Source organism: Nocardia puris (assembly GCF_003315035.1).
Taxonomy (GTDB): domain Bacteria; phylum Actinomycetota; class Actinomycetes; order Mycobacteriales; family Mycobacteriaceae; genus Nocardia; species Nocardia puris.
Genome location: NZ_QNRE01000001.1, coordinates 1,132,453 through 1,146,852 on the forward strand (window position 1 = coordinate 1,132,453; position 14,400 = coordinate 1,146,852).

At 70.9% G+C, this 14,400-nt stretch carries 16 protein-coding genes; 10 read left to right on the plus strand and 6 right to left on the minus strand.

Annotated features, from left to right (window positions below):
* Positions 1-10: 10 nt before the first annotated feature.
* The 4 genes from DFR74_RS05240 to DFR74_RS05255 all read left to right on the plus strand — a co-directional run bounded on the left by DFR74_RS05240 (position 11) and on the right by DFR74_RS05255 (position 3,346).
* Complete coding sequence (locus DFR74_RS05240; RefSeq protein WP_067510207.1) at positions 11-529, plus strand: DoxX family protein; 519 nt, start codon at positions 11-13, stop codon at positions 527-529.
* Positions 530-669: 140 nt separating this feature from the next.
* Positions 670-1,257: a TetR/AcrR family transcriptional regulator gene (locus tag DFR74_RS05245; protein ID WP_067510204.1), complete on the plus strand. Its 588-nt coding sequence runs from the start codon at positions 670-672 to the stop codon at positions 1,255-1,257.
* A gap of 39 nt (positions 1,258-1,296) precedes the next feature.
* Positions 1,297-2,145 carry an NAD-dependent protein deacetylase gene (locus tag DFR74_RS05250; RefSeq protein ID WP_067510202.1) on the plus strand — a complete coding sequence of 283 codons (849 nt, stop codon included), beginning with the start codon at positions 1,297-1,299 and terminating at the stop codon, positions 2,143-2,145.
* Between the two features lie 43 nt (positions 2,146-2,188).
* Positions 2,189-3,346 carry an AI-2E family transporter gene (locus DFR74_RS05255; RefSeq protein WP_067510200.1) on the plus strand — a complete coding sequence of 386 codons (1,158 nt, stop codon included), beginning with the start codon at positions 2,189-2,191 and terminating at the stop codon, positions 3,344-3,346.
* Between the two features lie 25 nt (positions 3,347-3,371).
* Here DFR74_RS05255 and DFR74_RS05260 read toward each other — a convergent pair whose 3' ends face one another.
* The gene (locus tag DFR74_RS05260) at positions 3,372-3,824 is read right to left on the minus strand and encodes a MarR family transcriptional regulator (RefSeq protein ID WP_067510198.1); all 453 of its coding nucleotides are present in this window, start codon (positions 3,822-3,824) and stop codon (positions 3,372-3,374) included.
* A 67-nt stretch (positions 3,825-3,891) separates the two neighbouring features.
* Between DFR74_RS05260 and DFR74_RS05265 the strand changes: the two genes are divergently transcribed.
* From DFR74_RS05265 to DFR74_RS05275, 3 genes are all read left to right on the plus strand, one after another.
* A complete protein-coding gene (locus tag DFR74_RS05265; RefSeq protein ID WP_067510195.1) occupies positions 3,892-4,437 on the plus strand; it encodes a hypothetical protein in 546 nt (181 codons plus the stop codon).
* Positions 4,438-4,687: 250 nt separating this feature from the next.
* On the plus strand, positions 4,688-5,626 hold the full coding sequence (locus DFR74_RS05270) for an SMP-30/gluconolactonase/LRE family protein (RefSeq protein WP_113974975.1): 939 nt from the start codon (positions 4,688-4,690) through the stop codon (positions 5,624-5,626).
* A gap of 177 nt (positions 5,627-5,803) precedes the next feature.
* Complete coding sequence (locus DFR74_RS05275; RefSeq protein ID WP_067513918.1) at positions 5,804-6,340, plus strand: hypothetical protein; 537 nt, start codon at positions 5,804-5,806, stop codon at positions 6,338-6,340.
* A gap of 1 nt (position 6,341) precedes the next feature.
* Here DFR74_RS05275 and DFR74_RS05280 read toward each other — a convergent pair whose 3' ends face one another.
* Complete coding sequence (locus tag DFR74_RS05280) at positions 6,342-7,373, minus strand: Lrp/AsnC family transcriptional regulator (protein ID WP_067513919.1); 1,032 nt, start codon at positions 7,371-7,373, stop codon at positions 6,342-6,344.
* Between the two features lie 93 nt (positions 7,374-7,466).
* On the opposite strand from DFR74_RS05280, the gene DFR74_RS05285 reads away from it, so the two are divergent.
* Positions 7,467-8,627: an alpha-hydroxy-acid oxidizing protein gene (locus tag DFR74_RS05285; RefSeq protein WP_067513920.1), complete on the plus strand. Its 1,161-nt coding sequence runs from the start codon at positions 7,467-7,469 to the stop codon at positions 8,625-8,627.
* A 65-nt stretch (positions 8,628-8,692) separates the two neighbouring features.
* Here DFR74_RS05285 and DFR74_RS05290 read toward each other — a convergent pair whose 3' ends face one another.
* Positions 8,693-9,871, minus strand: a complete 1,179-nt coding sequence (locus DFR74_RS05290) for a cytochrome P450 (RefSeq protein WP_067513921.1) — start codon at positions 9,869-9,871, stop codon at positions 8,693-8,695.
* A 97-nt stretch (positions 9,872-9,968) separates the two neighbouring features.
* Between DFR74_RS05290 and DFR74_RS05295 the strand changes: the two genes are divergently transcribed.
* Positions 9,969-10,781 carry an SAM-dependent methyltransferase gene (locus DFR74_RS05295; RefSeq protein ID WP_067513922.1) on the plus strand — a complete coding sequence of 271 codons (813 nt, stop codon included), beginning with the start codon at positions 9,969-9,971 and terminating at the stop codon, positions 10,779-10,781.
* On the opposite strand, the gene DFR74_RS05300 is transcribed toward DFR74_RS05295, so the two are convergent.
* Together DFR74_RS05300 and DFR74_RS05305 are read right to left on the minus strand one after the other, a co-directional pair.
* Positions 10,782-11,732, minus strand: coding sequence for a DNA polymerase domain-containing protein (locus tag DFR74_RS05300; protein ID WP_067513923.1), 951 nt, complete (start codon positions 11,730-11,732; stop codon positions 10,782-10,784).
* Between the two features lie 98 nt (positions 11,733-11,830).
* On the minus strand, positions 11,831-12,145 hold the full coding sequence (locus DFR74_RS05305; RefSeq protein ID WP_147265739.1) for a hypothetical protein: 315 nt from the start codon (positions 12,143-12,145) through the stop codon (positions 11,831-11,833).
* Between the two features lie 194 nt (positions 12,146-12,339).
* On the opposite strand from DFR74_RS05305, the gene DFR74_RS05310 reads away from it, so the two are divergent.
* Complete coding sequence (locus DFR74_RS05310; protein ID WP_067513925.1) at positions 12,340-13,992, plus strand: alkaline phosphatase D family protein; 1,653 nt, start codon at positions 12,340-12,342, stop codon at positions 13,990-13,992.
* Between the two features lie 34 nt (positions 13,993-14,026).
* Here the strand turns inward: DFR74_RS05310 and DFR74_RS05315 are convergent, their stop codons facing one another.
* Positions 14,027-14,377 (minus strand): hypothetical protein, encoded by a 351-nt coding sequence (locus tag DFR74_RS05315; protein ID WP_067513926.1) that lies wholly within the window; start codon positions 14,375-14,377, stop codon positions 14,027-14,029.
* Positions 14,378-14,400: the final 23 nt, after the last annotated feature.

Genomic DNA, 14,400 nt, shown 5'->3' on the forward strand with positions numbered 1-14,400 from the left:
GGACTCGACCATGACCACACCGGCGACGACCACCGCGCCCGGCGACATCGGCATCGACCTGGGCCTGCTGGTACTGCGCCTGGGCGTCGGGCTCACCATGGCCGCGCACGGCGCGCAGAAACTGTTCGGCTGGTTCGACGGCGGCGGCATCGACGGCACCAGCCGGTTCTTCGGCTCCGCGGGCTACCCGGCGTCGCGGTTCTTCGCCATCGTCGCGGGCGTCACCGAGACCTTCGGCGGACTGGCGCTGGCGCTGGGCCTGCTCACCCCGCTGGCCGCGGCCGCGATCCTGGGCACCATGCTCAACGCGATCGCGGTGAAATGGGGCGGCGGCTTCTTCCTGCCCGAGGGCATCGAGTACGAACTGGTGCTCACCCTGGCCGCCGCCGGACTCGCGCTCACCGGTTCCGGCCGCCTCGGCATCGACGGGTTCGCGGGCCCGCTGCGCACCCACCGCCTCACCTACGGTGTGGGCGCCGTCCTGCTCGGCGTGGTGACCGCGGGCATCGTCCTGCTCATTCGCAACTGACCGTGCGCCGGCGCGGCGGGTCGCGCGGTCGACGCGGGTACCAAAGAAGTGGTACGACTGCACCGGGAACGATGCGCCCGTCGCCGGCGGGGTACTACGGGACGTAGAATCACCCGCACCACCGGACGAGGCGAGGGCACATGGTGAATCCGCGGGCGACCAACGACGATCTGACCGCGAAGGCGCGCATCAGGAACGCGGCCATGGACCTGTACGCCCAGTACGGCGCGGAGCGCGTCTCGCTACGCGCCGTCGCCGCCGAGGCCGGGGTCACCCTCGGCTTGGTGCAGCACCACTTCAAGACGAAGGCGGGCCTGCACGCGGCGGTGGACCAGTTGATCGTCGACTTCTTCGCGCACGCGGTGGCCTCGGTGCCCGCCGAGGGCTCGACCGCCCAGGTGGCGGCGGCGCGCGACGCGGCGGTGCGCACGATGCTCGCCGAGAACCCGGCCGTGGTGAACTACGTGCGCCGCGCCGTGCTCGAACCCAACGACGCGCGATTCGAACTGCTGGAATCGCTGGTCGACCTGACCCGGCGTGAGATCACCGCCCTGCGGGACGCGGGCGTGGCCTCCACCGATCGTCCCGAGTCGGCGCAGATCGTCACCGTGCTGGTGCGCCAGCTCGGCGAGCTGCTGCTGGCGCCGCTGGTGGACGCGGTGTGGGAGCGGGTGGCCGCGCCCGGCGAGCCGGGCAAGCCCCGGCTGGTCATCTCCGTCGAGCACTGAGCCGGGCCGCTACCGTCGAATCATCGCTACCCTCGAATCATGTCGTCCCTCGCGCCACCCGCGTCCGGCATCGACGTGCGGCGGGTGGCGGACCTGCTCGCCGGCCGCCCGGTCGCGGTGCTCACGGGCGCCGGGTTGTCCACCGACAGCGGCATTCCCGACTATCGCGGCCCCGGCTCGCCCCCGCGCACGCCGATGACCTACCAGCAGTTCGTGGGCGATCCCGTCTTCCGCCAACGGTATTGGGCGCGCAATCACGTCGGGTGGCGGCGCATGGACGCCGCGCGCCCCAACGCGGGCCATCGCGCGCTGGCGCGGCTGGAGCGCGCGGGCGTGGTGACCGGGCTGATCACCCAGAACGTGGACATGTTGCACACCAAGGCCGGCCATCGGGGCGTGATCGACCTGCACGGCGTCTACGCCCGGGTGCGCTGCCTGGACTGTTCGGCGCTGATCTCGCGGATGACGCTGGCCGAGCGCCTCGAGGCCGCCAACCCGCACTTCGCCGAACTCGCGACCGCCACCGGCATCGAGGTCGCACCCGACGCCGACGCGGTGGTCGCCGACACTGCGACCTTCCGCATGGTGGACTGCGCCCGCTGCGGCGGCCTGCTCAAACCCGATATCGTCTACTTCGGCGAGAACGTGCCGAAGGACCGGGTCGCCGCCGCGTTCGACATGGTGGACCGGGCCGGGGCGCTGCTGGTGGCGGGGTCCTCGCTGACGGTCATGTCGGGGCTGCGGTTCGCGCGCCGGGCGGCGGCCAACGGATGTCCCATAGTGATCGTCAACCGGGGCCGCACCCGGGCGCACGATCTGGCCACCCACACCGTCGACGCGGGTTGCTCCGAAGTGCTCACCGCGCTCGCCACCGAATACGCCGCCTGAGCGCAACCGGTCCGCGGCCGTTCGCCGTGTAAGACTGGGCGGCGTGAGTGAGCGCGAAGAGCCCACATCGGGGGCAATCGGCAAGGACACGGCCCCGGATCGGGGAGCCGTCATCGGTACCGGCTTGTTCTGGTTGGCGAAATGGTCACTGTGCGTGGTCGCGATCGCGGCGGGCGCGTGGGTGCTCGGCTGGGTCGTCGCGAAGCTGTGGGTGGTCGTACTGCCCGTCGCGCTGGCGGTCGTCGTCGCGACCGTGCTGTGGCCGCCCACCCGGTGGCTGATGAAACAGGGACTCAAGCCCGCGCTGGCCGCCACACTGACGCTGCTCGGGTTCTTCGCGATCGTGTCGGGCGTGATCGCGCTGATCGTGCCGTCGGTGGTGGATCAGGCTCCCCAGCTCGCCGACAAAGGCACCGCGGGCGTCAACCAGGTCCGCGACTGGCTGCAGGGTCCGCCGCTGAACATCCGTGACGAACAGCTGGATTCGGCGGTCGAGGCCATCGTCTCGCGCCTGCAGTCCAGCGCCGAGACCATCGCCACCGGCGTGTTCACCGGCGTCACCACCGCCACCTCGGCGTTGGTCACCCTCTTCCTGGTGCTGGTCCTCTCGTTCTTCTTCATCAAGGACGGGCCCCGGTTCCTGCCCTGGCTGCACAACGTCACGGGCTCCAAGGGCGGCAGGCACTTCGAGGCCGTGCTGAGCCGGATCTGGGACACCCTCGGCGGATTCATCCGCACCCAGGCGCTGGTGAGCCTGATCGACGCCGTGCTGATCGGCGCGGGCCTGGTGATCCTCGGCGTGCCGCTGGCCATGGTGCTGGCCGTGCTCACGTTCATCGGCGGTTTCATCCCGATCGTCGGCGCGTTCGTGGCGGGCGCGCTGGCGGTGCTGGTCGCGCTGGTCGGCAACGGCTTGACCACCGCGCTGATCGTGCTCGGCATCATCATCGCGGTGCAGCAGTTCGAGGGCAATGTGCTGCAACCGATCCTGCAGAGCCGCTCGATGCAGTTGCACGCCGTCGTGGTGCTGCTGGCGGTGACGGCGGGCGGCGCGCTGTTCGGCATCGTCGGCGCGTTCCTGGCCGTGCCCGTGGCCGCGATCGTCGCGGTGGTACTGCGCTACGTCGGCGAGCAGATCGACACGGCCACCGCCCCACCACCCGAAGTCACGGACGAACCGGAACCCGAACCCGCCACCTGACCCGCGGGCCTTCGCTCCGGCGAACTCATTCCGGTGCCGCGAGTCGCGCGGCCTGGTCGCGCAGTACCGCGGTGGTGCGGGTGACCCAGGTGGCGATCACGCCCAGTTCCTCGGGCGTGAACGTCGCCGACACTGCGGCCATCGCCGCGCGCAGGTCGGCGAACGCGCGCCCGTAGCGGGGATTGGCGATCGGGCGGGCGGTGAGCACCGAGCGGCGGCGATCCGCGTCGTCGCGGGTGCGCTCGACCAGCTCGGCGGCGACCAGGCGGTCGGCGATCCCGCTGACCGCCGCCGGGCTCAGCGACAGCCGGCGCGCCAGTTCGCCGCCCGACATCGGGCCTTCGCGGCCGAGCACGCCCAGCGCTTTGTGATCGGTGGCGGACAGCCCCAGCAACGCACCCACAGCCTCGTGGAACACGACGACCGCGTCGCTGAGTTCGGCGCCCATCCGGTTCCCGATATCAGGGTTTTCCACCATGGTGCCATCGTCACGGGCGGCATATCCTTCAGTCAACTGAATCTTTCAGAAAAGTGAAGGAATTGCCATGGACGTAGCGACGGCCGCCCGGGTGTTCACGGACGCGATCCGGTTCTCGATTCGGCACTATCCGGTGATCTTCTGCTGTGGCGCACTGGTTTCGGCGCAACGGTTCCTCGCCGTCGGCGGCGGCGACCGGTTCGCCTTCGCCGGCGGCGTGGCGGGTGAGCTGTTCACGCTCGCGGTGCGCCTGGCGTTCCTCGGCTGGGTGATCGCGACGGTGTTCCGGCCACGGGTGCCGTGGCGGACCGCGGCCGACCGCCTGGGCGAGGCCTTCCGCGACCGGACGCGCTTGCTGCTCGCGTCGGCGGGCATCCTCGTGGCGCTGGCCGCGGTGTTCAAGGCGCTGCCGTGGATCGTCGCCACCTCGTTCGTCGAACCCGACGGGCGCGACACGTTTCTCGCGTGGGAGCTGGCGGTCAAGAACGTCACCGTCATCCCGTTCACGATGATCTGGATCGCGTTGCTCGTCCGCGAGATCGTCTACGACGGAAGCGAATCCGTGCCGAGGCGGGTCACGCCGGAACCAGGGCGCCGTCGAGGAATTCGCTGATCGCCGGCCAGGTGGTGTCGGCCGCTTCGGGGGCCGCCACCGAAGGTCAGCGCCCAGCCGTGGCCGAGCGCGGTCGCCAAATCGGGAATGGTGAAGGCCTTCCGTCCGGTCTTGCGTGCCCGAGTCCCAGCGTGAATGTCGCACCCAGCTCAAATAGGTGTTACTCGCGGTAACAAATTTCGTGGCCGATTTCACCGTCCCCCGGCGATTCGCCGCGCGATCGGGTGCCGAGGTGGTCCAATTGATGACCATGAAGACGCTGGTAGGAGCGGTTGCGACACTGACGGCGATCGCGTGTTCGGCGATGGCGGCGCCCGCCGCGCACGCGGCGCCGGTGTGTCCGGGCGCCGGGCAGCCGACGCTGCTCTCGGCCGTCGTCGGCGGCGCGCTCGAAGGGCTCACGGTGGACGCGCGCGGCCGCGCCTTCACCACCGACGCGCTGACCGGGCGCGTGTTCCGCATCGACGCGCCCGGCGCGGCGCCGGTGCCCCTCGCGACGGTGCCCAGCGGCGGTGCGGGCGCGCTGGCGTGGACGCCCTCGGGGCGCCTGCTCGTCGGCTACGGCGCGGACCCGCGCGTGGTGGTGGGCGACACGCTGCGGCACGCGGGCATCGTGGAGGTCGATCCCGACACCGGGGCGGTCGCGCCGTACGCGGCGGGACTCAGCGCCGCCAACGGCATGGCGGTGGCGCGCGACGGAACCGTCTACGCCACCAACGATTTCGGCGTGCTCGTCGGCCGGGTGGCGCCGGACCGCGCGGTCCAGGCGGACTGGACCACCCTGCCCAGCGCCAACGGCGCGGTCCTCGACCGCCGGGGTGAATTCCTCTATGTGGGACGCACTTTCGCCGACCCCGGGGTGAGCCGCATCCCGATCGCCGCGCCCTGGGCGCCGCAGTCCCTGCTCGATCTCGGCGGCGGTGACGCCTTCGCCGCGCCCGACGGCCTCACCCTCGATTCCCTCGACCGCCCGGTCGTCCCGTTCAACACCGCGGGCCAAGTGGTCCGCCTCGACGCACCGCAGTCGTACTGCGTCCTTGGCTCGGGCAACCCCTTCACCACCGTCGTCACCTACGGCCGCGGCGAGCGGGGCTTCTCGGCGGGCCGGCTCTTCGGCGCGACGTTCACCGGCGTCGTCTACGAGATCCCCGGCGGCTTCGATCCGGCCGCGACGACCGCCGCGCCCTGAGTCGCGCGACCCGTTCCGTCCGACCACCCGCCGGACTACCATGCAGGAGAGGACCACTCGAGTCGCACGCGCTACCCACACCGGCCGCCTCGCCTCGCCCGCCAGCGGGTCGCGGGGCTCCAGTCGATCGGCGCCGCCGCCCCGCCGGTCGTTCGTCCGACCTCGCCAGGAGGACGCATGTCCTACCCGCTCCATTCGAAGATCTGCCTGACCGAAGCGGGGTGCGTCTGCCCCGCGATCACCCTGTTCCTGGTGCCGGAGCCGCTGATGCCCGGCGGCAGCGTGCTGCACCTGCTGGAACAGGCCGTCGTCACCGATCCCGACGCGCCGCCGCAACCCGATGTCGCGCTGGTGGCATCGGTGGAGACGCCCGCCGAACCGGAGCGTCCCGAGCCCGCGGTACGTCCCGAACTGCGCGCCTTCGCCGCCGCGCTCCCCGACCCCGACCGCGTCCGCGCGATCCTGCGCGACCACCTGATCCTCGACCCCTACGGCCTCGATCTCGGCGATCGCGCCGAACTCACCCGGCTCGCGCTGCTGCCCGAACGCCGGATCGGCTTCCGCCGCACCGAGGACTTCCAGGCCGACTCGATGCGGCGGGCGATGCTCGCCGTCTACCGCCACTTCGGCCTCGACCAGCGCGTCCCGCTCGTCTACCACGGCTACGCCGACCCGGCCGCCGGCTGGTTCGGCCTGCGGACCGCCGCGGCCTGACTCACCCCTCGACCGCACTCCACACGTCGGGGCGCACCACCCGCGTGCTGCGCCCCCACACGTCGAGCACATGCCCGAACAGCTTGTCGTGGCGCAGCGTCACGGTGCGCTCGGCCGCCCGCAGCCCGGGGTGCGCGGACACCAGCGCGGCTTCCAGGCGCGGAATATCGCCCAGGCCGTGCAGATTCGCCTGGACGAGCAGATTGTGCGGGCCGCTGACCGCCGCGCAGTTGCGGGTCTGCGGCCACCGCACCACGGCGTCGCCGATCTCGGCGAGCCGGTGGGCGGGCACGTCCGACCACAGCGTCACCGCCACCGGCCAGCCGCCCAGCGGCCTGGCGAAATCGCAGCGGAACCGGATCAGTCCCAGCGACACCAACCGGTCGAGCCGACGTTTGACGGTCGACGCCCCGACCCCGAGCGCGTCCGCCACCGCGCTGTGCGTGGCGCGCCCGTCGTCGGCGAGCACCGAGAGCAGCGCCCGATCCAGCTCTCCCAAGACGGCCGAGCGCGCGGGCGCCGCGGCGGGTGCGCCGCCGCTGAGTTCGGCGCGCTGTTCGGGCGCGAGCGCGTCGATGCGCCAGCTCCCGCCCTCGGTGAACATGTGCGTGACGATCCGCGCTCGCACCGCCGTGACGTGCTCGACGGCGGGCAGGGTCTCGAGGGTGTAGTGCGACATGCTCGCGAGATCGGCCGTTGCGACGGTGGCCAGCAGGGTGGCGCTGCCCGCGCACCGCTCCACCGTCACCGCGTACGCGTGGTCGCACAACGCCCGGCTCACCGTCGAAGCGGCGGCCGCCGTGCAGTCGATCTCGACGTAGGCGACGGTCACCTGGTCGAGCAGCCGCGGCCCGGGTGACGGCCCGACCCACGCCGCCCCGCGCGCGGTGAGCCGCTGCCAGCGCCGCGCGAGCGTCACCGGATCGGCGCCGAGCACCCGCCCGAGTTCGGTCCAGGAACCGCGCGGGCGCAGTTGCAGGGCGTGGATCAGCGCGAGCTCGTCCTCACTCAGCAGATCGGCGGAATTCTGCATATTCTTCGCCCTTCCGCACGATTCCTGCGATTCAACGGCCGCGACAACCGGATATCTCATGATCGTGCCACAGCACGGAAAGGCGCGGCACCCATGGCATTCGGCGACTACCAGAACGAGATCTACCTGCGCGGGCTCGGCGGCATCGCGCCGGAGTACCCGATGACCTTCGCCGATCTGGAGGAGCGGGCGCGGGCCGCGCTGCCGCCGGGCATCTGGTCGTACGTGGCGGGTGGCGCGGGCGACGAGCACACCCAGCGCGCGAACGTCACGGCGTTCGACCGATGGGGATTGGTGCCGCGCATGTTCGTCGGTGCCGCCCAGCGCGACCTCTCCGTCGACGTGTTCGGAACCACCTGGCCCGCACCGGTTTTCCTGGCACCGATCGGCGTGATCGGCCTGTGCGCGCAGGACGGGCACGGCGATCTGGCCACGGCCCGCGCCGCCGCCCGCACCGGGGTGCCGATGGTGGCGTCCACCCTGTCGGTCGACCCGATGGAGGACGTCGCGGACTCGCTCGGGGAGACCCCCGGCTTCTTCCAGCTCTACACTCCCACCGACCGTGACCTCGCCGAGAGCCTGGTGCGCCGCGCCGAGCGGGCCGGGTACCGGGGCATCGTCGTCACGCTCGACACGTGGGTCACCGGCTGGCGCCCGCGCGATCTGAGCACGGCGAACTTCCCGCAGCTGCGCGGGCACTGCCTGGCCAACTACTTCACCGACCCGGTGTTCCGCGCCGCGCTCCCCGCTCCGCCCGAGGAGCAGCCGCAGGCCGCGGTGCTGCGCTGGGTCCAGGTCTTCGGCAATCCGCTCACCTGGGACGACCTGCCGTGGCTGCGCGAACTCACCGACCTGCCGCTCATCGTCAAGGGCATCTGCCATCCCGAGGACGCCCGGCGCGCGAAAGACGGTGGCGTGGACGGCATCTACTGCTCCAACCACGGCGGCCGCCAGGCCAACGGCGGCCTGCCCGCACTCGACGTGCTCGCCGAGGTGGTCGCCGCCGCCGACGGCCTGCCGGTGCTGTTCGATTCGGGCGTGCGCGGCGGCGAGCACATCGTCAAGGCGCTCGCGCTCGGTGCCGCGGCGGTCGGCGTCGGCCGCCCCTACGCCTATGGGCTGGCGCTCGGCGGCGAGGACGGCGTCGTGCACGTGCTGCGCTCGCTGCTGGCCGAGGCCGATCTGACCATGGCCGTCGACGGCTACCGCACCCCCGCGGAACTCACGCCCGACGCACTGCGCCGCGTGCTCTGAGCGCGGGGCTGCGCGATCTACGTGAGAACGCGCGCCGGACCGCTCGGTCCGGCGCGCGACCGGTCTCAGCGCACGCTGACCGTGGTGGGCAGGCTCGCGAAACCGCGATTGTTCGAGGAGTGGATGCGGCGCAGATTCGCCGGGTCGATCTCGTAATCGGTGATGGTGGAAGCGATTTCGCCGAGCGCGATGCGCAGCTCCAACTGGGCCAGGTTGGCGCCGAGGCAGTGGTGGCGGCCGCTGCCGAACACCAGCGCCCGCGAGGTGTCGCGGTCCAGATCGAAGGCATCGGCCGCGTCGAACACCTCGGGGTCGCGATTCGCCGAGCCGGTCAGCAAGAGGATGCGCGCACCGGCCGGGATGTCGACGCCGTGCAGCGAGACCGGCGCGGTGGTGGTGCGCAGCTGGGATTGGGTGGCCGGGTCGTAGCGCATGGCCTCGTCGATCCAGTCGCCGATCCTGCCGTCGAGCGCCGCGCGGCGCTGATCCGGGTGCTGCCAGGCGGCGTGCCAGAGATTGCCCAGCGTGAGCATGGTGGTCTCGATGCCCGCGCCGACGAGCAGGATCAACACGCCGACGATCTCCTCCGGGGTGAGGCGATCGTCACCTTCGGCGGCGGCCAGCAAACCCGAGAGCAGATCGTCGCGGGGCGACTTCGCGCGCTCGATGGTGAGTTCGGTGTAGTAGCCGACGAGCGCGCCGATCGCCTGCATCGCCTCGGGGCGCAGATCGGTGGACTCCTCCTCGGTGTACATGATCTCGGTGCCGAGCTTGCGCAGCATCTCACGATCGGACTCGGGCACCCCGACCAATTCGGAGATCACGTCGGTGGGGAACGGTCCGGCGAAATCCGCTATGAGATCGAAACTTTCGCGTTCCAGCAGCGGCTCCCACAGCCCGCGCGCGATCTCGCGCAGGCGCGGCTCCAGGCCCTGCACGCGCTTGTTCGTGAACGCCTTGGTGACCAGTCCGCGTAGTCGCGTGTGCTTCGGCGCGTCCATCGCGACGAACGAAAAGAACTGTTCCGCTTGGGGTCCCCAGAACGCGGGCTCCATCCGCAATCCGTTGGCGCTGGAGTATGTGTCCGAATCCCGCAGCGCCGCAAGAACATCGGCGTACCGGGAGTAGGCGTAGAAATCGTCCTGCGCGTTCCGGAAGACCGGCGCCTCCTCGCGCAGCCTGGCGTAATAGGGGTAAGGGTCGCGGTGGACGTCGAAGTCGTAGGGGCTGTACTGCAACTGCATGACGGAGCCTTCCGGGGGCCGTGCGAGGGCAGCCCTCGCAACCGGTTCGCAACTCGAGCTGACATGATGACCCTAGTCGAGACGAAGTGAGGACGCGGTGGACTCGGAATCGGCGGCAGCCAGGATTGACACCTCCAAACCGCATCCCGCGCGGCGGTACGACTACTGGCTCGGCGGCAAGGACAACTACCCCGCCGACCGGGACTCCGCCGACGCGGTGGCCGAAGCGTTCCCGACGGTCCGCCTCTCGGCCGTGGAGAACCGCAGCTTCCTGCGCCGGGTGGTCACCTACCTGGCCGCCGAGGCGGGCGTGCGCCAGTTCCTCGACCTCGGGACCGGCCTGCCCACCGCGGGCAACGTGCACGAGATCGCGCAGAGCATCGCGCCCGAATCGCGCATCGTCTACGTCGACAACGACCCCATCGTGCTGGTGCACGCGCGCGAACTGCTGAACTCCTCCCCCGAGGGCGCGACCGCCTACCTCGACGCCGACGTGCGCGATCCGGGCGGCATCCTGCGCCACCCCGATCTGCTGCGCACCCTCGACCTCTCCCAGCCGGTCGCGCTGATGCTGGTGGCCGTCATGCACTTCATCACCGACGACGAGGGCCCCTACGGGCTGGTGCGCGAACTCTGCGAGGCCCTCGCGCCGGGCAGCCACCTGGTGATGACCCACGCGACCAGCGATCACCTCACCGACGAGGACCTCGCCGAGGCGAACCTCGCCAACAAGCGCAGCGGGGTGCCGTTCCAGCTGCGCTCCACCGAGGAGTTCAAGCAGTTCTTCACCGGCTTGGACCTGGTGCCGCCCGGTATCGGCTCCATCCTGACCTGGCGGCCCACCGAATGGCGGCCGCACCCGCGCCCCGAGGCCGTCTCGATGCTCGGCGCGGTCGCGCGCATCCCCTGATCAGGTCGCGCGGCGGGCGCGGGCGCGGCGTTTGCCCTCGTGCATGGCCTGCACCCGGGCCACGGGAATGGTGTGGCCCTCGGCGACCAGGTCGGCGGGCAGTTCCTGCGGCGCGGGCATCTCCTCGGCCCACGGGTCGCGCTCGCCCAGGCGTCGCGGCGCGGTGCGCAGGGTGAAATCGGCCGGGGTGGCGTCGGCGAGGTCGGCCCAGCCGACCGGGTACGAGACCGGCACACCCGGCCGGATGCGCGGGCTGTAGGCCGAGACCACGGTCGCGCCGCCGGACCGGGTGGAGTCGAGGAACACCTTGCCCTCGCGGTCGTCGCGGATGAACGCGGTGGTGGCCAGCGCCGGGTCGAGGCGTTCGGCGCGGGCGGCCACGGCCCTGGTCGCGGCGGCCGCGTCCTCGATCGGGATGCCCGCCACGATCGGCACGAACACGTGAACGCCTTTGGCCCCACTGGTTTTCACCGCGCCGTCCAAGCCGTCGGCCCGGAGCGCGGTCCGGATGAGCTCGGCCGCGCGCACGGCGTCGCGGAACGTCTGGCCGGGTGAGGGATCGAGATCCAGCACCAGGTGTGTCTGCCCGGCGGAATAGTCGGCGAGCAACAGCGTCGGGTGATATTCGACCGCACGCTGATTGCCGAACCACACCAGCGTGCGCACGTCGTCGCACAGCGCGTATGTCACGTCGCGGTGGGAACTCTCGGCCCACACCGTCACCCGCCGAACCCACTCCGGAGTGTATTTGGGCAGATTCTTCTGCATGAACGGCTCCTGGCCGGGCCGCACCCGCACCATCGACAGCGGCCGGTCGCGCAACTGCCGCACGAACCGCTCACCGACCGCCTCCAGATAGTCGATCAGATCCCGCTTCGTCGCGTCCGCCCCGTCGAACAGCGGCTGGTCGAGATTGGTCAGGGTCACGCCCGCGCGCACCTCGTCGCCCATCGCCCCACCATGCCCGGCCCCACCCGACCGGTCAACCCACCGCCGAGGTTCCCCGTTTCTCGGAGGACTCTGACCGTGGTCCGATAGGGCTTTCAGAGTCATTCGATCGCGCATACCTGCCAGCGATCGCCTTGTTTGGCGTAGGTGGCACGGAACCGTGCGGTTGCGCTGCCGGTTTCGGCTGATGGCCGTTCGTATCGCACGCTCACCGTCGCTGTGGCCTCGTCGGGATCGTCCGGCCTGTTCGGCCCGCACCAGTCGATATCGCCGAGGTCCACCAACTCGCTCCTGCCGCGGGCAGCGACGTTCGCGCGGGCGGAGTCCTCGAACGTGGTGTCGTCGTGCTTCCAGACACGAATAGCCGACAAGTCCTGCTGGATCGCACGCAAGGTGACCCCGTAGGCCGTGTCCAAACAGGTGACGGACGACGACTGGCGCACGGTCGCCGACCCGGATCGCATCAGTTCCGGTGAGGCTCTCGGTCACTCCGCCGGAGGCCGAACAGCGCGGTTCACCTCGGGCGAGCGGCGTGCGAAATCCTCGTTAATGCCGGATGTGGGGTGCGTCGCGGGTCGGCCCGGCCCGCGGGCCCGATGTACCGTGACTTATGGCCGTGTCTCGTCGACAGCTCTTGAGATTCGGCGCCGCCGGATCGGCCGCGGTCCTCGTGGGCGCGTCGGCGGCGAGCAGCGGGCGGTTCCGGGTGCCGCGATGGGGTGGGGATCCGTTCACCCTGGGTGTCGCCTCCGGCGATCCCGCGCCCGACAGCGTTGTGCTGTGGACACGCCTGGCGCCCGACCCGTTCGCCCCCGACGGGCACGGCGGCATGATGAACGCGCCGGTCACCGTGGACTACGAGGTGGCGCACGACGAACAGTTCCAGCACATCGCGGCGCGCGGTTCCGCCGTCGCCACCCGCGAACTCGCGCACAGCGTGCACCCCGAGGTGTACGGGCTGGAACCGGACCGCTGGTACTTCTACCGATTCCGCGCCGGCGCGGCGATCTCCCCCGTCGGCCGCACCCGCACCGCACCGGCGGCGGGCGCGCCGACCGAACGGATCCGCTTCGCGTACGCCTCCTGCCAGTCCTGGAGTTCCGGCTACTACACCGCCTACGACCATCTCAGCGCCGAGGACCTGGATTTCGTGGTGCACCTCGGCGACTACATCTACGAGAAGGAGTGGACGCGCCGCCTGGGCCGCCCGTCCGGACCCGAATTCCGGGACGAGGCCGTGGATCTGCGCTCCTACCGCCTGCGCTACACGCAGTCCAAGGCCGAGCTCCCGCTGCAAGCCGCGCACGCCGCGTTCCCGTGGCTGGTCACCATGGACGACCACGAGGTCGACAACAACTGGGCGGGCGACTCGCCGGGCCTGGGCTTCGACATCTACCTGATCCCGCCGATCTTCCGCCGCCGCCGCGACGCCGCGCTGCAAGCCATGTACGAGCACCAGCCGCTGCGGCTGGCGCAGTTGCCGACCTCGTCGGGGATGCGCCTGCACCGCCGCTACCGCTTCGGCGACCTGGCCGAGATCACCATGATCGACACCCGTCAGTATCGCGACGCGCAGGTGTGCAGCGAGAACGTCACCGCCGACTGCCCGGAGCGCTTCGACCCGGACCACACGATTCTCGGTGCGGAGCAACGTGACTGGCTGATCAAGGGCTTCCGCGAGTCCCCCGCCCGCTGGCAGGTGTTGGGCAACCAGGTGGGCATGAGCCAGACCGATGTCGACGTCGGTCCCGCGCTGGTGATCTCGACCGACTCGTGGGACGGCTACGTGGCCGACCGCAACGCCGTGCTGGGCTCGGCCACCGACGCCGGGGTGCGCAACCTGGTGGTCATCACCGGCGACCGGCACCAGAACCACGCCACGGACCTGCGCCGCGACTACGAGAACCCCGAATCACCGGTCGTGGCTTCGGAATTCACCGGCACGTCGATCACCAGCGGCGGCGACGGCGCGGACATGAACGAGGTCGGGCGCCGCCTGCAAGCCGCCAATCCCGATATCAAGTTCTTCAACTCCCAGCGCGGGTACGTGCGGGTGGAACTCGATCATCAGCTGTGGCGCAACGATTTCCGCGTCGTCCCGTTCGTGCGCAGGCCCGGCGCGCCGATCCACACCCGCGCCACCTACGTGGTGCGCGACGGTGTGCCGGGTGTGGTCGAGGCGGCGACGCACACACCGCCCGCCGTCACCGACACGCCGGAACCGGATGCCGCCGCCGCGCCGACACACCCGGGCGGACGCTGAGTATCACCCGTTCGCGTGTCGTACCAGTGACGTTTCACCCGTGCGCGGCGTCGTACCAGAGGTAGGGGATCGTCCAGTCCCACTGCGGCCCGGGTTCTCCGGCGGCGCTCTCCGTTGTCCGCGCGGGCGTGTTCTCCCGCGTGGTCGACGCAGTGCCTCCCGCCTCACGCGTGTCCCATGCCGGTGCGGCAGCGTCCGCCTCACACGCGGAAGTGTTGTCCCACGACATCGACGCGACATCGTCCGTCTCCCCCGCTGACGTTCGCTTCCACCCGCGCTCCCACTCCGCACAGCAGCGCGCCGCGCCGCCGAAGCTCACGCCGTACAGCAGCAGCCCGCGCAGGATGTGCCGCCAGATCGCATGTTCCGAGATGCGCCGCAACATCGCGACCTCCCGTGTTCGAGGGT